Raw genomic sequence first — 15,359 nt, forward strand, 5'->3', positions numbered from 1 at the left:
CTCGGTTTTAATAGTTTGTAAAAGTTTTGTAAATATCCACATTTTCTATGCGCTAATGAACAAGCAGTTATGCGTCTGTATACGAGACTTTCATTAGCGAATGCTTCCCCTCCTATCTTCTTTGTTTCCTCTGAATCTTGGGGCAAGAATCTTACTATCTGTGAATAGCAGGATGAATTCCATTTCATTTATAATTTTACGAAAACACAAGCCATATTCCATAAGCTTGTACACTTCTGTCATCACTATATGCGGCACATATAAAAAAAAGCACACTATCTTCACAGATAGTGTGCCAACCTTGCATATTTTTATTCTTATTGATTTGTTTTTGAAGTATTTTCTAATGCTCCAGCGTTTCCATTAGCTTCTTGCTTTTTCAAATCAAAGTATGCGTCCATAACTCGGCGTGCAATATTTTTACTGACTGGATTGTGTTCATCAGACAGCCACGGAACAACAACAGAAAATGCAACTTCCGGATCAGATGCCGGCGCATATCCAATCATCGTTAAATTATACGTAGTTGGCAATTGACCACCTAACCTTGCTCTTACTTCTTTTTGGTCAGGACCTGCATAAGCTGCCTGTGCTGTTCCTGTTTTTCCTGCCGGATCATATGTGGCAGTACCAAAAGCACCATGACCTGTTCCGTTTTGTGTTTGCATTACCATTTTAAAGCCATCTTGGACGTGTTTAATATAATCCTCTTTCATATCTACTCGATTTAAGACAACTGGTTCCATCGACTGCACAACTTGCCCTATATCTTCTGGTTTTGAAGTTGGCCTGCGGATTTCCTTTACAATTTGCGGCTTCATGCGATAACCACCATTTGCGATCGTTGATACATATTGTGCCAATTGCAAAGGTGTATAAGTGTCAAACTGTCCAATCGCTAAATCAAGTAGCTTACCAGGTTCCCCTGCTGGTCCTTTTACTCCATACACTTCATTCGGTAAATCTATTCCAGTCGGTACTCCAAGACCAAATTCACCATAGTATTTACGCATGTCATCAAAAGTCTTTTGTTTAACGTTTAACGTACCACCCGGCACATATGGTGCACCAGCAATTGCCATCGCCGTTTTAAACATATATACGTTTGAAGATCGCTGCAGGGCGGTTAAGTCATCGATTGGTCCCATTCCATTTCCTGTCCATGATTTTTTCACCTTCGTACCTTTAAAATTCAGTGGTTCATCGACAAGTACTTCTCCTGGCGTAATAGCTCCTGTTTGATATCCTGTCAAAAGAGTTGCCCCTTTTACAGTCGAACCCATTTCATATGAACTCGTCATCGTGCCAAGTGCATAATCTTTTAGAGTAGGCTGTCCATCTTCATTCACAAATTGTTTACCAGCCATTGATAAAATTTCTCCGTTTTTCGGATTCATCATAACAACGAACGCCCGGTCCATATAACCTGCTGAGCCTGAGGCTTTCGCTTTTTTCATTTCATCCTCAATAATTTGCTCAACCTGTTTTTGCAGCTCCATATCAATAGTCAGAGTTAAATTCTTTCCACTTTCTCCTTTAGATACGTAATCTGTTTCAATAATATTACCTTTTGAATCTGTAATATTTTTCACTTCTGCTTTTGTACCATGCAATGCATCTTCGTATTGCTGTTCAATATAACTTTTTCCGACGCGATCATTACGATCGTAATCACGAACTAAGTAGTAATCTAGATTCTCTCGCGGTAATCCCTCATCAGAGCTCGTTACACCGCCAAGTACAGTGCGGAACATATCATCATAAGCATAGTGACGATCCCAATCAACCGTCGTGTCTACTCCTGGCAACTTGTCTAAGTTCTCACTAATTACAGCATATTCTTCAGGTGTAACATCTTTTTTTATAATTTGCGGTGTCATTGCATAACCGCTGTCCATTTTACTCTTGATTGCTAACACCTTTAAATCCTGAGCAGTTAATTCATTTAATTCTGCTTCTGTAATACGGTCAAGTTGACGCTGTGCCAGTTGCTTATCGTCAATTTTTTGCGCTTTGAGATCCTCTTTGTCTTTTTTCGTAATTTTTTCTTTTGCCCGCTCTGGATTTAACAGAATCCAAAAATCTTTTTTATCTCGTTCTGTTAACTTATCAGTCGGTACATCGATTAGTTTCGCAAGTTGTTTTGCGGTTTCTAAACGTTCTTCAGGTTTTGACCCCTTCACTTTTGTATACGTAATCGTTCGAAGTGGTGTATTATCTACAACTGCACGACCGTATCTGTCAAAAATCTTTCCGCGTGGAACAGGAGTACTTACCGTTAAGTTTTCCTTTCTATCTACTTCATTTTTATAATCTTCACCATGTACAATCTGTACCATTCCTAAGCGGACAATAACTGTCGAAAACAGTAAAAACACACAAAAAAACAACACATTTAACCGAAACGGAATCGCGGCTTTCTTCTTTTTCTCTTTCTTGTTCTTACTCATACGAACCCCCTCTGCCAACAGCTATGCAAGCGGAAAGGGACACCTTCTTCAGGTGTCCTCGCTACTGTCATATACGTTTTATTATTCTAACATAAAATAGGGCAGAAGTTAACCTTCTCCTTCAGTTGTATTTTGAGTCGTTTGTACAACTTCTAGCCCTGTAGAATGCGCTTTTTCATCATCGTATTTGACATTTCGAATTGCAAAATAGATGAGTAAATGTCCAGCACCCAATATTAATAATAAAACAGGCAAGCTTTTTTCTGCCGGAAATAATGAAACCGCTAGTAGGAAACTTAAAACGGAACAGATTCTTCCTCCGTTTAACCATAGTTCACGAACAACAATATATTCTACTCGCCGCTCTTTTGCTTGTTTGGCTCTGCCAATTATATCATATGTCATCGAACCGTATGGAACAAGAAGAATTGGATACGCCACAGCAATACAAGCTGCATAAATGAGCAATTTCGTATACGTAACATGAAAGACAACTAAAAATACAACGGCATATAAAATAATTCCACCAATTAAAATGGCTTTTTTTCTCCATTCCTTTTTCATTACACGCGCTACTAAATAGTAACAAATGAAAGAAACAGCAGAATTTACAAGTCCATATTTCCCCAGCGCTAATTCACTTCCAGAAGCTAAATACACATATACAGAAATAACAAATATAAATGTACCTTCCCGTAGACCTTGAAAGAAGTGAGCAAGTGTAATTCTTCCCCAGTTTTTATTATTCTTTCTCTCTTTCATTACTTCAACCAGTTCATAACGTCCTTCACATTCACGCTTTGTGAGAAAAAAACTGACCACAACTGCAATAGTAAATAAGGTTAAAGACAGAAAAAAAACGAATGTATAACCACTCCACTTTTCCATACGCGAAATGATAAATCCGGATGCAATCGGACCAATCATGCCCGAAAATGAGCTAAGCAATCCGAGAAATCCGTTAAAAAAATCCCGTGTCTCCGGCTCTGTAATTTCAAATGTTAATAAATTAAATGAGAGCCAATAAAACCCATATCCCATTCCAAGCAAACTACCGATAAGTAAAATATACTGCGAAGCATTTGTTCCTGTTAGTAATACAACAATAAAAAAAATAGCTAATGTTGTCACACCAATTCGGAGCAAAATCGTACGATCCACTCGTTTCGCTAATTTTCCAGCAACAAGAAATGTCAGCGGTTGTAAAACAACGCTTGCTAAATTATAGAGACCAATATTCACAAAATCCTTTGTTTGTTTCCATAAATAAATATTAACAAACGTATTCGACAACGAAATAGCCAACGCATATAACCCGCCAATTGTCAGTAATAATACTAAGTCACGATTCACCTCAACATCGCCAATTAAATGTTTCCATTTCATATGAACTCTCCTTTACTTCACATGTTCTAGTCTTCCAAAGAAGACCACAATTATGTAAAGAAGAAGGGATAAAGTGAAACTTCCGTCAATGGAATGTTTTTCTCCATTGGCGGTTAGTTGAACCCATCAAGCCGATGTGAGAAACAAAAAAAGCTAGGAGAAACATCTCCTAGCTTTTACAATTATAATTATTTTGCGTCTTGGTAACGTTTTTCAACTGCGTTCCAATCTACAACGTTCCAGAATGCACCGATGTAGTCAGGACGGCGGTTTTGGTAATGTAAGTAGTATGCATGCTCCCAAACGTCTAATCCTAAAATTGGAGTTTTACCTTCCATTAATGGAGTATCTTGGTTTGGTGTGCTTGTTACTTCTAACTCACCATTGTTTACAACAAGCCATGCCCAACCAGAACCGAAGCGAGTTGCGCCTGCTTTTGCAAATTCTTCTTTAAATGCATCGAAGCTGCCGAATTTTGCTTCAATTGCGCTTGCAAGTTCACCTACTGGTTGTCCGCCTCCATTTGGAGAAAGAATTGTCCAGAATAAAGAGTGGTTTGCATGTCCACCACCGTTATTGCGTACTGCTGTGCGAATTGCTTCTGGCACTTCGTTTAGGTTTGCAACTAGCTCTTCGATGCTTTTTTCTGCTAATGCTGCATGTCCTTCTAATGCAGCATTTAAGTTTGTTACGTATGTGTTGTGATGTTTTGTATGATGGATGTTCATTGTCTCTTTGTCAAAATGAGGTTCTAATGCATCATACGCATAAGGTAAATTTGGTAATTCATGTTTTGCCATTGTTATATTCCTCCCATTGTATGTATTGCCGATAATGACTTGGCATACAAATTTATTTTACCCTAATTATATAGGGGGTGAAAACAAATTTAACGTATTGCCTCGCTAACATTAAAGTAGCAAATTTCCCATTTCTTTTCAAACGAAATGCTCATGTATTTCGTAAAAAAAGCTTCCTTCTATAAGGAAGCATATGTGCTATGTATGAATATGTGAAATGGGTATGGACCCTGTAGGACTCGAACCTACGACCGGACGGTTATGAGCCGTCTGCTCTAACCAGCTGAGCTAAGGGTCCACAATATATATATGAATAACTGCCAAGGTATCTTATGTGCTCTAGTCAGTTAAACTACTACGGAATGTATGATTACACATAAAAATGTAAGATAAATTTACCATATTGAAAAGAAATGTGTCAATTGTATTTTCCATATCACGCATGATATATCTTGTGATTCTTTAGAAACGTACGTTACAATGAGGTGATAAATCAGTATATTTATAAAGAAGGAAGTGAATTCATGTCCGTATTTACACAACTATTCAAAAGCTTATATGCACCAAAAGAGATGGCACTCTTTCGTTTTCAAAAAATCGGAAAAACGATTCTTTACATAATGTTGTTATGTTTATTGGCTACCGTTCCAAAAACAATTCTATTTGGAAATTTCATTCAAGATGGTATCAGTCTGGTTGATCGTTCTATCGAAAAAGATGTGCCTGATTTTAAAATTGAAAATGGCGAACTTCACGCAGACATCAACAAGCCCATTGTAAAAGATGACACAAATTCTATTTTTGTATTTGATCCAAACGCAACAGATACAAGTGCATATCCAAACCGAGATGGTGTGTTCATCTTAAAAGATAAAGTGATTTCAATATCAGAACAAAAACCACAATCATTTCCATATAGTAACTTTGGAAATACAACTTTTGAAAAGAAAGATATTCAAGAATTGGTTACATTTATCGATAGCATATATCCAATTGCTATGTTCGTTATCGGGATATTTATTTACTTATTCCAACTCTTCATTACATTCCTTGGTGTTACGCTATTAGCATTTATCGGCTCTGCAATGAGCGGACAGCGCAAGCTATCTTACAAACAAGTTTGGACATTAACTGCTTACAGTTATACAATCCCAACAATATTCTTTATGATCATGGACTTGTTAAAAATTAATGTCCCAAGCCCGTTACTTCTATTTATTGCTGTTGTCCTCATTGTTCTTTACTTAACAATAAAAGAAGTACCAAAACCAAAAGAAAAAAATTCACTATAAAAAATGCCTTCAAGGCATTTTTTTTTTGGACAAGCATATATTTCTCTACAAAGGAGTGGAGAAATATGAAAAGACTTGGCGGTGTTTTATTATTGCTTGTCCTCGGTTACATTCTGTACTACGATATTACAATCGGCACTTTGCCATTACTTCATACATATCCCAAAACAAAAGAAACTTCAGCTAAAGCTTCAAAGAACGACCAAAAAGAAAAAATATTATCAGCAAAATATAAAATCATTGAGGTAAAAACAGGTGATACCGTTCTATCCATTACAGAAGAAATTAACAAAAAAAAAATTCCTTCTATTGAAAAGGTTGTGACAGATTTTAAAGGATTAAACGAAAATGAATCTCCTCCAAAAATACAAATCGGAAAAAAATACAAATTCCCTCTTTATCCATAATAGCATTACATAATTCTTGTCAACTGCAGCAAAGCGCTGATACAATAGAAAAAGTGAAACTAGACATTTGGCTTCACTAGATAAATACTGTATATAATATAAATGTATTTGTCTATAAAATAAGAAACTTCTTTTATAAGGAGAGCGATCTATTCGTGAATGAAATAACTCATCGTACAAAAACACGTCCTGTTAAAGTTGGAAATTTAACAATTGGCGGTAATAATGAATTAATTATACAAAGTATGACAACAACAAAAACGCATGATGTGGAAGCAACAGTTGCTGAAATTAAACGTTTAGAAGAAGCAGGTTGTCAAATTGTTCGTGTAGCCGTTCCAGATGAGCGCGCTGCAAATGCAATTGCTGATATTAAAAAACAAATTAATATCCCTCTTGTTGCTGATATTCACTTTGACTATCGCCTAGCATTAAAAGCAATTGAAGGCGGTATTGACAAAGTTCGTATCAATCCAGGCAACATCGGTCGCCGCCATAAAGTTGAAGCAGTTGTAAATGCTGCAAAAGAACGTGGCATTCCAATTCGCATCGGTGTAAATGCAGGTTCATTAGAACGTCATATTTTAGAAAAATATGGATACCCAACAGCAGATGGCATGGTAGAAAGCGCATTGCATCACATTAAAATTTTAGAGGACTTAGATTTTCACGATATCATCGTATCGATGAAAGCGTCCGATGTGAACTTAGCAATTGAAGCATACGAAAAAGCATCACGTGCTTTCGATTATCCATTACACCTTGGAATCACGGAATCTGGAACGTTATTTGCTGGAACTGTAAAAAGTGCAGCTGGTCTTGGAGCTATCTTAAGCAAAGGCATCGGTAACACACTACGTATTTCGTTAAGTGCAGACCCAGTTGAAGAAGTAAAAGTAGCACGTGAACTATTAAAATCATTTGGTCTTGCTTCAAACGCTGCTACATTAATCTCTTGTCCAACATGCGGACGTATTGAAATTGACTTAATTAGCATCGCAAATGAAGTAGAGGAGTATATTTCAAAAATTAAAGCACCGATTAAAGTTGCGGTACTTGGTTGCGCAGTAAATGGTCCTGGTGAAGCACGTGAAGCTGATATCGGGATTGCTGGAGCACGCGGAGAAGGTTTACTTTTCCGTAAAGGTGAAATTGTGCGTAAAGTACCAGAAGAAACAATGGTAGAAGAATTAAAAAAAGAAATTGATAAAATTGCAGCAGAATATGCGGCAAAACAAGAAAAATAAAGTGAAAAAGTTCTAATAAAAAAAGCTTGTCAGTTTCAAAACTGACAAGCTTTTTATTGTGCACACTTTGGGCAGCGTCCATATATTTCAAACTTATGCCCAGTTACTTCAAATCCTTTAAAATCTTTATTCATTAGTTCCATTGGACACGAAGTAATTTCCTTCGTTCCCCCGCAATCTAAACAAATGAAATGATGATGGTGTTCTGTAGTAGAACATTTGAAGCGAAAATGCTTTTCACCATTTAATTCAGTCTGTTCCAAAATACCAATTTCTACAAATACAGTTAAATTGCGATAAATGGTATCAAAGCTTAATCCCGGATAATCATCTTTCATATTAGCTAAAACATCTCTCGCTGTTAAATATTTATTGTGAGCTGCAAATAGGCGAAGCATCTCTTCTCTTTTACCAGTATGTTTATAGCCTTTCTCCTTCATAAGGTGTAAAGCTTCTGTAAGATTCATAATCATCCCTACTTTACGCAGTTTTTTTCTTCTCCCATAAGATTGCACCAATTAAAATAAGAACTGCTAACACAACAATTGTACCACCTGGAGCGAGGTTTAGCTGATAAGAAGCTAACATACCTCCGACTACCGAAATTTCCCCAAATACAATAGAGTAGAAAATCGTTTGTTTAAATCCTTTCGCGATGCGGATACTCGCTGCAACTGGTAATGTCATTAACGATGAAACAAGAAGAATACCGACAACACGCATTGAAACCGCAATCACAAGTGCAACTAAAATAACAAAAATAAAGTGAATCCATTTTGCACGCAAACCTGTTGCTACAGCATATTCTTCATCAAAAGATAATAAGAACAGTTCTTTGTATAATAAAATGATGACAGCAAGAACAACTATAGCAACCAATCCAATAATAAGTAAATCACTGCTTGTTACTGCACTCACACTACCAAACAAATAACTAAATAAATCTGTATTAAATCCATTTGCAAGCGAAATGAACACAACACCAATTCCAATACCAGCTGATAAAATAATTGGAACTGCTAACTCTTGATAATGTTTATATACCGCTCTTAATTTTTCAATGAGTAAAGCACCGCCAATAGAAAATACCATTCCCATATATAATGGATTTAAAAAACCACCGGTAAACACTGTCTTTTCTAGTAATAAGCTCGCTGCAATACCTGATAACGTAACATGACTTAACGCATCAGCAATAAATGATAAACGACGAATTACAACAAAAACACCTAACAGCGGGGCAACAAGTCCAATTAAAATTCCAGCGTATAAAGAATTTCGTAAAAAGTCATATTGCAAAAAATCCTGTATCATCGTATCCCCCCGTGATGCTCGTGATCATGCTCTAAACGATGAACATGATGACCATATAATAACGACATTTCAGTATCTTCTAACTCTCGGAATGTCTCTATATTTCCATGGAAATGTAACTGCTGATTTAAGCATGCCACATGCGTCACTTTTTCTGTTACCGCGCCAATATCATGCGTCACAAGAATCAGTGTAATTCCTAATTTCTTATTTAAATGTGCAAGCATTTCATAAAAACTCTCAACATTTTTCACGTCTACCCCCACTGTTGGTTCATCTAAAATCAACAGCTCTGGGTCGCTGACAAGTGCTCTTGCAATAAAGACGCGCTGCTGTTGCCCTCCAGAAAGCTCTCCAATGTTCCGATTTATAAAATCACTCATTCCAACATCGGCGATAGCCTGTCTTACTTTTTCTTTATCAGATTTGGATAAAAAGCGAAATAAGCCCTTTTTAGAAACAAGTCCCATCGAAACAACTTCAAATACAGTTGCTGGAAAGCCAGAATTGAAGCTATTTGCCTTTTGTGAAACATATCCAACTTTATTCCAATTTTTAAATTTCTTACTATCAACACCAAACAACCGAATCGTCCCTTGTTTCGGTTTTAAAATACCTAATATGCATTTCAATAATGTAGATTTCCCCGATCCATTTGGGCCTACTAAACCTAAAAAAGCTCCTTTAGGAACTTGTAATTGAATATTCTCTAACACATTTCGCTCTTCATAACGAAAGGTTAAATTCTCGATTTCTAATATATATTCCATCATATCTCACCTATTTTAATTCAGAATGATTCCGATTTATTTCTCTTTGAATTATATTATAGCTCATTACGAGTTGTAAACCAATCTGTCCTAAAATATACCTCTCATTTTAGACAACCCTTCTATTATAGCAAAAAGCAGAGAAAATCTCTCTGCTTTTAGTGAATTGCTGATTTAAATTTTGCACCTTTTGTTTCTTGTGTATTCATAATAGTAATAAAAGCATTTTCATCTACTTCATGAACAATTGATTTTAGTTTCGTTACCTCTAAACGAGTAATAACTGCATAGATGACTTCTTTTTCTTTATCTGTATAGCCACCTTTTCCAACTAGCTTCGTTGTTCCGCGACCAAGTCGATGTAAAATTGCATTTGATACTTCTTCATAATAGTCTGACACAATAATAACTGCTTTTGTTTCATCTAAACCTTGAATAACTGTATCAATCGTTTTAAAGGCAATATAGTATGTCATGACAGAATACATTGCTTGTTCTACTCCAAACACAAATGCCGCCCAAGAAAAGACGAAAATATTCATAAACATCACAAATTCACCAACAGAGAACGGTAATTTTTTTGTTAGCAAAATACCTAGAATTTCCGCTCCATCTAATGAACCACCATGCCTAATTACCAGTCCAACACCAACACCTAAAATTAATCCGCCAAAGACAGTCGCTAAAATCGGCTCTGTCGTAAAGGGCTGAATAGAATGCAATGTTGACTCAATGAAAGCTAAACATACAACTGCAAAAACAGAAGATAACATAAATGTTTTTCCGATTTGCTTATAACCTGAGTACATAAATGGTAAATTGAGGATTACAACTAAAGTGGAAAAGCTTAGCCACCAAACATTTGGTGTAAGGTAATCTAATATGAGGGAAACACCGATAATACCACCATCAATAATTTTGTTTGGAATTAAAAACAATTCGAGTGCAACCGCTGCACAACCAGCACCGATTACAATCATAATAAGACGATACACAAGATGAATTATACTTTCTCTTCTATGTTGTTTTTTTTCCATGCTACCTCCTCAAGTATCTTTATAGTTTTGTCCTTTTATTATAGCACACTCACCTTTTTTTGCTGAGAAAACTGCCTGCTTTGGAATATACACAAGCATATTCCACATATATTCGGATATGAGGACAAAACAAAGGAGGCAGCAACATGAACCTCATTCAGCAGTTTGTAAATAAAAAATTAAACAATATGACTTCTAAAGAATTATTAAAATATAGTACAGAATATGGAGTATCTATTACAAGCGAACAAGCAGATAAAATCGTCACATTAATTCAAGGAAAACATATTAATATTTATGATGTCCAAGAAAGATTGCAACTCTTAAAACAAATTGCAAAGGTTACTTCTCCTGCTACTGCACAGCAAATCAATACTTTGTTCCAAAAATTACTAAAATAAAAAAGGGGATTTCCCCCTTTTTTTATTGCCCCTTAATTTTCTGAAGAATTTCTTCATCAAACATACCGTTTTTCAACATTTCAATTTCAAATTTATACGGTGGCTTCTTATCTTGTTTATCCTCACCTACATATGGTGTTTCAAGAATTTTCGGTACATGCTGTAATTGTGGATGATGTACAATGTGATGCAATGTTTTATAACCAATATGACCGAATCCAATATTCTCATGACGGTCTTTTCTAGCACCGCGCTCATTTTTACTATCATTAATGTGTAATACTTGCAAACGATCAATACCTACAATTTTATCAAACTCGTTTAAAACACCGTCAAAATCATTAACAATATCGTAACCAGCGTCATGTGTATGACACGTATCAAAGCAGACAGATAATTTCTCATTATGTGTTACACCATCAATGATTCTAGCAAGCTCTTCAAAGCTGCGCCCGCACTCTGTTCCTTTTCCAGCCATTGTTTCTAGCGCAATGTTCACCGTTTGATCAGCTGTTAACACTTCATTTAATCCTTCAATAATTTTTTGAATTCCTGCATCTGCACCTGCTCCAACATGTGCTCCAGGATGAAGCACAATTTGTTTTGCAACTCCTAACGCTGATGTTCTTTCGATTTCCATGCGAAGAAAATCAACACCTAGTTGGAACGTTTCAGGTTTCGTTGTGTTACCAATGTTAATAATATAAGGTGCATGAACAATAATTTCTTCAATCCCATGAAGTTCCATATGTTTACGTCCAGCTTCTATATTTAACTCTTCAATTGGTTTCCTTCTCGTATTTTGCGGTGCCCCTGTATAAACCATAAACGTTGTTGCACCATAGGATACAGCTTCCTCACTCGCTGCTAATAGCATTTTCTTTCCACTCATCGAAACGTGAGATCCAATTTTCAACATGTAATCACCTCTTATAAATACAATAGCTATAATAATAGCATAATTTGTAGAAATCTGACACTGTTAGCTTCCCCACAAAAAAAGATAAGGAAAGTCCTTATCTTTTCTTCTTGCTATATTTTTTCTTAATTTTTTCACGTTCCCATTCAAGCTTTTTCTTGTAGTTCGGTTTTACTTTTTTCGGTTTTTTCACAACTTTTTGCGCCATAGCATCTAATTTATCATTCGGTTTCTTACGACTTTGACGACGACGTCGAGGTCCTAATTCAATCCACTCACCTGCACGCAAATCAACGTGTTGGAATTCAATATGGCGTTGCTTCTCTAAAGTATCTAATGCTTCTTCATCAGCCGGATCATAAATTGTTGCTGCAATACCAGAGTATCCAGCACGTGCAGTTCGGCCAACACGATGAATAAAGAAATCTAAATCGGACGGAATTTCATAGTTAATAACATGACTAATTCCCTCGATATCAATACCGCGTGCAGCTAAATCTGTAGCTACAATGTATTGGAATTCTAAATCACGAACTTGTTTCATCATTTTCTTACGATCACGAGGGGATAAATCACCGTGAATACGACCAACTTTTAAACCGCGCTCCACTAAACCATCAGCTACTTCATCAGCCATTTTTTTTGTATTTGTAAACACGATCGCTAAATACGGCTGATATTGCAGTAACATATTTTTCACAAGCTCAACTTTATTACGGTGTCTTGATGGAATAAGATGATGTTCAAGGTTAACTGCTGCTACTTGCTTTGGATTAATATGAATATGCTCTGGGTTCTCCATATATTTCTTCATAAATGGTTTTAACTTTTGCGGAATTGTCGCTGAGAAAACAAGCATTTGTAAATTTTTCGGCATACGCGATGCAATTTTATCTACATCGTGAATAAAGCCCATATCAAGCATTAAATCTGCTTCATCGACAACAATAACAGAAGCCGTATGTACAAATAGCGCTTGCTCTTCCACTAAATCTTTAATACGACCAGGCGTTCCGACAACAACATGCGGTTGTTTCTTCAGCTTTTCAATCGAACGCTGTTTATCTGTCCCACCGATAAAACAACGTGCTGTAATCATTTTGTCTTCTTCACAAAACTTTGTTATCTTTACAATTTCCGCATAAATTTGTTGTGCTAATTCACGAGTTGGAGCTGTAATTACAAGCTGTACTTCCTCTCGATTTGTATCAATACGATTTAACGTTGGAAGTAAATACGCGTGTGTTTTTCCAGAACCCGTTTGTGATTGTCCGATAATACTAATTCCCTTTTTCACAACAGGGAAAATCTTCTGTTGAATTTCTGTCGGTTCTGAAAAACGCAATTCACGGATTGCATCTATTAAAAATGGTTGAAAATCATACTGTGTAAATGTTTGCACTGACATACATTCCACCTTCTTCCTTATTTCTACTGCGTTCATTAATCAGTCAAGTTAACATTATATCGAAATCTACCAGTAAAATCTATCTTTAGTTTAGCTTTTCAGAGGAAAAACTAACCTTCTTACTGTCAATTGCATATTGTGGTGTATATTACCAAATTGAAGAAAGGAGGATTTCCTAATGCGTATGAAATCTCCTCCATATCAACAAATGTACGGTCAGCCTCCCTATCCTTATACGATGTATCCGTCACCAGGTATGCAACCATCACCAGGCATGCAACCGATGATGCCTAAAAAGAAAGGCTTTCTTGCAAAATTATTTAAAAAAAGCGACCCAGCTGCAGATTATATGCATATGATGCCCCCTTATAGACAAATGGAAACCTACTCAAATGTACCATATCAGCAAAACCGTCCATATATGCAGCAGCAGCAAAACAACCCATATATGCAACCGCAGCAGCAGCAAAGAATGATGCAACCTCAAATGATGGCACCAAATGAAACACGCGGAGCAGCGGCAGCAGCAGGAAGTACACCTAGTGGGATTGGCAGCTTTTTCACTAACTTCATTTCAAACCCCACTGGAATGCTAAACAACGTTGAAAAAGTTGTCCAAATGGCCCAATCCTTTGGACCCGTCGTGCAGCAATACGGCCCGGTTGTCCGCAGTATTCCTAACATAATGAAAATACTTACATCCGGAAAAAATACTGAGGAAAAACAAACAGAAGAAGTTAAAACAATACTTCCCACTCCATCTGAACAAATACCCATTACAAACAAACCACTTACTTCTCAAATCATACTTGAAGATGATGCAAACGTAGAAACCTTACAGTCAACTACCCCTAAACCAAAGTTATATGTGTAACATTTCTTTGTCATCCGCTTCCTTCTCCTTTATAATAAAAAGGATTAACTTTATCAAACAAATCCTTTTTTAAAGGAGCGGATTAATTATATGAAAATTGTTAAAATTTCTCCTCGCGGCTATTGCTACGGTGTTGTAGACGCGATGGTTATTGCGCGCAATGCAGCGCTGGATAAGACCTTACCAAGACCAATTTATATTTTAGGTATGATTGTCCATAACAAACACGTAACAGATGCATTTGAAGAAGATGGCATTATTACGCTTGACGGTCCAAGCCGCTTAGATATTCTAGAAAAAATTGAGGCTGGCACTGTTATTTTTACAGCTCACGGTGTATCTCCTGAAGTAAAACAACGTGCAAAGGAAAAGGGCCTAACAACAATTGATGCGACATGTCCTGACGTAACAAAAACACATGACTTAATTGAGGCAAAAAAAGAAGAAGGCTACCATATTATTTATATCGGCAAAAAAGGACATCCTGAGCCTGAAGGTGCAATTGGAATTGCCCCAGATATTGTCCATCTCATTGAGAAAGAAACAGACCTTGAAACACTTACCATTCCAACTGATAAAATTTTGGTCACAAACCAAACGACGATGAGTCAATGGGATGTTCAACATATTATGGAGAAAATCCAAAAAAAGTTTCCGACAGCAGAATTTCATAAAGAGATTTGCCTTGCTACACAAGTGCGTCAAGAAGCGGTCGCAAAACAAGCAACTGCTGCTGATTTAACAATTGTTGTTGGTGATCCAAAAAGTAATAACTCTAACCGCCTTGCACAAGTATCTGAAGAAATTGCTAGCACAAAAGCATACCGCGTTGCCGATGTAAGTGAAATTCAATTAGAATGGCTACAAGGCGTAGAAACAGTAGCTATTACAGCGGGTGCTTCTACACCAACACCTATCACAAAAGAGGTAATCGCATTTTTTGAACAGTACGATCCAACAAATCCTGCAACGTGGGAGCGCAAACGAAACGTACCATTACAAAAAATCTTACCGAAAGTAAAGGCAAAATAAAGTGAAACTCCCATCAATAGCG

15 protein-coding genes and 1 tRNA gene are annotated in these 15,359 nt (G+C 36.6%); 6 read left to right on the forward strand and 10 right to left on the reverse strand.

All coding sequences use genetic code 11. The features are described from left to right. Positions 1-317: 317 nt before the first annotated feature. From AB1284_RS16590 to AB1284_RS16605, 4 genes are all read right to left on the reverse strand, one after another. A complete protein-coding gene (locus tag AB1284_RS16590; protein WP_429753855.1) occupies positions 318-2,450 on the reverse strand; it encodes a peptidoglycan D,D-transpeptidase FtsI family protein in 2,133 nt (710 codons plus the stop codon). A 108-nt stretch (positions 2,451-2,558) separates the two neighbouring features. Beyond that, complete coding sequence (locus tag AB1284_RS16595; RefSeq protein WP_429753854.1) at positions 2,559-3,836, reverse strand: MFS transporter; 1,278 nt, start codon at positions 3,834-3,836, stop codon at positions 2,559-2,561. A gap of 188 nt (positions 3,837-4,024) precedes the next feature. Next, on the reverse strand, positions 4,025-4,636 hold the full coding sequence (gene sodA, locus AB1284_RS16600) for a superoxide dismutase [Mn] (RefSeq protein WP_429753853.1): 612 nt from the start codon (positions 4,634-4,636) through the stop codon (positions 4,025-4,027). Positions 4,637-4,860: 224 nt separating this feature from the next. Beyond that, positions 4,861-4,934: transfer RNA gene (locus AB1284_RS16605), tRNA-Ile, on the reverse strand. Between the two features lie 226 nt (positions 4,935-5,160). Between AB1284_RS16605 and AB1284_RS16610 the strand changes: the two genes are divergently transcribed. The 3 genes from AB1284_RS16610 (at position 5,161) to ispG (ending at position 7,582) form a co-directional block, all read left to right on the forward strand. Further along, positions 5,161-5,928 (forward strand): DUF1189 domain-containing protein, encoded by a 768-nt coding sequence (locus tag AB1284_RS16610; protein ID WP_429753852.1) that lies wholly within the window; start codon positions 5,161-5,163, stop codon positions 5,926-5,928. Between the two features lie 65 nt (positions 5,929-5,993). Next, positions 5,994-6,335, forward strand: a complete 342-nt coding sequence (locus AB1284_RS16615) for a hypothetical protein (protein WP_429753851.1) — start codon at positions 5,994-5,996, stop codon at positions 6,333-6,335. Between the two features lie 155 nt (positions 6,336-6,490). Beyond that, entirely contained in the window at positions 6,491-7,582 is a 1,092-nt protein-coding gene (gene ispG / locus AB1284_RS16620) for a flavodoxin-dependent (E)-4-hydroxy-3-methylbut-2-enyl-diphosphate synthase (RefSeq protein ID WP_413789174.1), read from the forward strand. A 53-nt stretch (positions 7,583-7,635) separates the two neighbouring features. On the opposite strand, the gene AB1284_RS16625 is transcribed toward ispG, so the two are convergent. The 4 genes from AB1284_RS16625 to AB1284_RS16640 all read right to left on the reverse strand — a co-directional run bounded on the left by AB1284_RS16625 (position 7,636) and on the right by AB1284_RS16640 (position 10,703). After that, positions 7,636-8,049: a Fur family transcriptional regulator gene (locus AB1284_RS16625; protein ID WP_098308046.1), complete on the reverse strand. Its 414-nt coding sequence runs from the start codon at positions 8,047-8,049 to the stop codon at positions 7,636-7,638. A gap of 13 nt (positions 8,050-8,062) precedes the next feature. Further along, positions 8,063-8,896 (reverse strand): metal ABC transporter permease, encoded by an 834-nt coding sequence (locus AB1284_RS16630; protein WP_429753850.1) that lies wholly within the window; start codon positions 8,894-8,896, stop codon positions 8,063-8,065. Further along, a complete protein-coding gene (locus AB1284_RS16635; protein ID WP_429753849.1) occupies positions 8,893-9,666 on the reverse strand; it encodes a metal ABC transporter ATP-binding protein in 774 nt (257 codons plus the stop codon). Before AB1284_RS16635 ends, AB1284_RS16630 begins: the two co-directional genes overlap by 4 nt. Positions 9,667-9,824: 158 nt before the next feature. Then, positions 9,825-10,703, reverse strand: a complete 879-nt coding sequence (locus AB1284_RS16640; RefSeq protein WP_429753848.1) for a YitT family protein — start codon at positions 10,701-10,703, stop codon at positions 9,825-9,827. Positions 10,704-10,849: 146 nt separating this feature from the next. Between AB1284_RS16640 and AB1284_RS16645 the strand changes: the two genes are divergently transcribed. Further along, a complete protein-coding gene (locus AB1284_RS16645) occupies positions 10,850-11,104 on the forward strand; it encodes a DUF2624 domain-containing protein (protein ID WP_429753847.1) in 255 nt (84 codons plus the stop codon). Positions 11,105-11,126: 22 nt separating this feature from the next. Here AB1284_RS16645 and AB1284_RS16650 read toward each other — a convergent pair whose 3' ends face one another. Both AB1284_RS16650 and AB1284_RS16655 read right to left on the reverse strand, forming a co-directional pair. Beyond that, positions 11,127-12,023, reverse strand: a complete 897-nt coding sequence (locus AB1284_RS16650; protein ID WP_429753846.1) for a deoxyribonuclease IV — start codon at positions 12,021-12,023, stop codon at positions 11,127-11,129. 97 nt (positions 12,024-12,120) lie between these two features. Then, the gene (locus AB1284_RS16655) at positions 12,121-13,431 is read right to left on the reverse strand and encodes a DEAD/DEAH box helicase (RefSeq protein ID WP_429753845.1); all 1,311 of its coding nucleotides are present in this window, start codon (positions 13,429-13,431) and stop codon (positions 12,121-12,123) included. 178 nt (positions 13,432-13,609) lie between these two features. Between AB1284_RS16655 and vrrA the strand changes: the two genes are divergently transcribed. Next, on the forward strand, positions 13,610-14,305 hold the full coding sequence (gene vrrA / locus AB1284_RS16660) for a VrrA/YqfQ family protein (protein WP_429753844.1): 696 nt from the start codon (positions 13,610-13,612) through the stop codon (positions 14,303-14,305). 90 nt (positions 14,306-14,395) lie between these two features. Next, positions 14,396-15,337: a 4-hydroxy-3-methylbut-2-enyl diphosphate reductase gene (locus AB1284_RS16665; protein ID WP_429753843.1), complete on the forward strand. Its 942-nt coding sequence runs from the start codon at positions 14,396-14,398 to the stop codon at positions 15,335-15,337. Positions 15,338-15,359: the final 22 nt, after the last annotated feature.

The sequence above is a fragment of the Bacillus sp. S2(2024) genome (genome assembly GCF_050474045.1).
GTDB classification, from domain to species: Bacteria; Bacillota; Bacilli; order Bacillales; family Bacillaceae_G; genus Bacillus_A; species Bacillus_A yunxiaonensis.

Bases quoted from the DNA above. Each gene is read 5' to 3' on its own strand.
- vrrA (WP_429753844.1), top strand. From the start codon at position 13,610: ATGCGTATGAAATCTCCTCCATATCAACAAATGTACGGTCAGCCTCCC.
- AB1284_RS16650 (WP_429753846.1), bottom strand. From the start codon at position 12,023: ATGTTGAAAATTGGATCTCACGTTTCGATGAGTGGAAAGAAAATGCTA.
- AB1284_RS16655 (WP_429753845.1), bottom strand. From the start codon at position 13,431: ATGTCAGTGCAAACATTTACACAGTATGATTTTCAACCATTTTTAATA.
- AB1284_RS16610 (WP_429753852.1), top strand. From the start codon at position 5,161: ATGTCCGTATTTACACAACTATTCAAAAGCTTATATGCACCAAAAGAG.
- AB1284_RS16595 (WP_429753854.1), bottom strand. From the start codon at position 3,836: ATGAAATGGAAACATTTAATTGGCGATGTTGAGGTGAATCGTGACTTA.
- AB1284_RS16630 (WP_429753850.1), bottom strand. From the start codon at position 8,896: ATGATACAGGATTTTTTGCAATATGACTTTTTACGAAATTCTTTATAC.
- AB1284_RS16645 (WP_429753847.1), top strand. From the start codon at position 10,850: ATGAACCTCATTCAGCAGTTTGTAAATAAAAAATTAAACAATATGACT.
- AB1284_RS16665 (WP_429753843.1), top strand. From the start codon at position 14,396: ATGAAAATTGTTAAAATTTCTCCTCGCGGCTATTGCTACGGTGTTGTA.
- AB1284_RS16635 (WP_429753849.1), bottom strand. From the start codon at position 9,666: ATGGAATATATATTAGAAATCGAGAATTTAACCTTTCGTTATGAAGAG.
- AB1284_RS16640 (WP_429753848.1), bottom strand. From the start codon at position 10,703: ATGGAAAAAAAACAACATAGAAGAGAAAGTATAATTCATCTTGTGTAT.
- AB1284_RS16625 (WP_098308046.1), bottom strand. From the start codon at position 8,049: ATGAATCTTACAGAAGCTTTACACCTTATGAAGGAGAAAGGCTATAAA.
- sodA (WP_429753853.1), bottom strand. From the start codon at position 4,636: ATGGCAAAACATGAATTACCAAATTTACCTTATGCGTATGATGCATTA.
- AB1284_RS16590 (WP_429753855.1), bottom strand. From the start codon at position 2,450: ATGAGTAAGAACAAGAAAGAGAAAAAGAAGAAAGCCGCGATTCCGTTT.
- AB1284_RS16615 (WP_429753851.1), top strand. From the start codon at position 5,994: ATGAAAAGACTTGGCGGTGTTTTATTATTGCTTGTCCTCGGTTACATT.